Source organism: Elstera litoralis (assembly GCF_000963705.1).
GTDB classification, from domain to species: Bacteria; Pseudomonadota; Alphaproteobacteria; order Elsterales; family Elsteraceae; genus Elstera; species Elstera litoralis.
This window is the reverse complement of record NZ_LAJY01000583.1, coordinates 1-1599: the sequence shown is the minus strand read 5'-3', so window position 1 is coordinate 1599 and position 1599 is coordinate 1. Positions and strand designations below refer to the sequence as shown.

Here is a 1599-nt window from a genome sequence, read left to right as displayed (position 1 = left end):
CGATCAAGATCCTCAAGGGCCTAAAGCCTATTACGAGCAGCACCATAAGGTGCGCTACACGAATGAGGCCATCCGCACGGCGGTGGAGCTGTCAGCGCGCTATATCAACGATCGCAAACTGCCCGATAAGGCCATCGACGTGATCGACGAAGTGGGGGCGGCGCAAATGCTGCTGCCGCTCTCCAAGCGCAAGAAGACGATTTCGGTGAAAGACGTGGAAGGGGTGGTCGCCAAAATCGCCCGCATCCCGCCAAAGGCCGTTTCGTCGGACGACCGCGAAGTGCTGAAAACCCTGGAGCGCGATCTTTCCACGGTGGTCTTCGGGCAAGATGAAGCCATCAAAGCCCTGTCCAGCGCCATCAAACTGGCGCGGGCAGGCTTACGCGATGCCGAAAAACCGATCGGCAATTATCTCTTCTCCGGCCCCACCGGCGTTGGCAAGACCGAAGTGGCGCGGCAATTGGCGCGGCTCTTGGGGATTGAACTGAAACGCTTCGACATGTCGGAATATATGGAGCGCCATACCGTCAGCCGCCTCATCGGCGCGCCGCCGGGCTATGTGGGGTTCGATCAGGGCGGGCTCTTGACCGATGCCATCGATCAGAACCCCCATTGCGTGCTGCTGCTGGATGAAATCGAAAAGGCCCATCCGGACCTGTTCAATATCCTGCTGCAAGTGATGGACCACGGCAAACTGACCGATCACAATGGTAAGAATGTCGATTTCCGCAACGTTATCCTCATCATGACGACGAATGCGGGCGCGGCTGATATGGCCAAAGCCGCCTTCGGGTTCGAGCGGGAACGGCGCACGGGCGAGGATAAGGAAGCCATCGAGCGGATGTTTACGCCCGAGTTCCGCAATCGCCTGGATGCCACCATCCCCTTCGCCAATCTGTCGCCGGAGGTGATGGACCGCGTGGTGGATAAGTTCGTCATCCAACTCGAAGCGCAACTGGCCGACCGGCACGTGGTGTTGGAACTCTCGGAAGCGGCTAAAACTTGGCTGTCGAAAAAGGGGTTCGATCCGCTCTACGGCGCGCGGCCGCTGGCCCGCGTTATCCAAGACACGGTCAAAAAGCCACTCGCCGAAGAGCTGCTGTTCGGCAAACTCGCCCACGGCGGGCATGTGCAGGTGGATGTGGGCAGCGATGGGGAGCTCTCGTTCCTCGTTACCTCCGCGCCGGGCCGCAAGGCGACCGAGCCGGAAGCCGAGTTGGTCGAGTAGAAAAACAAAAGGGCCGCCCCTCGGGGCGGCCCTGCTGCTGTAAGGCGCAACGGCTATTCGTTGACGATCTGCCAGCGGCCATCGGGGCGGCGGCAAGCGCGACCGATGCCGGTTTCAGACTTTCCATCCACATAGATCGTCTGTTCATATTCTTTACACACCGCGCCCGATTGGTCGCGGCCTTCGCGCGTTGGGGTAAAGGTGCCCCGGTTTTGGCCCTCGTTCCAGGCGATCGATTGGCCGATCTGGCCGCTGTCGAGGGCCCGATTGCGCGCCATCATCGCCTGTTCGCACTGGCCCTTATCGATGGAATTGCCCGCGAAATAGCCCGCCGCCGCCCCGGCCAGCGCGCCGACGGCAATGGCTGCGCC

Annotated in this window: 1 protein-coding gene and 1 pseudogene; one reads left to right on the top strand and one right to left on the bottom strand. The window is 61.0% G+C overall.

Annotated features, from left to right (window positions below):
• A partial coding sequence (locus tag VZ95_RS17795; protein WP_045777052.1) for an AAA family ATPase occupies positions 1-1228 on the top strand: 1228 nt, incomplete at its 5' end.
• Positions 1229-1281: 53 nt separating this feature from the next.
• Here the strand turns inward: VZ95_RS17795 and VZ95_RS25955 are convergent.
• A pseudogene (locus tag VZ95_RS25955) lies at positions 1282-1599 on the bottom strand (RT0821/Lpp0805 family surface protein); the annotation flags it as partial.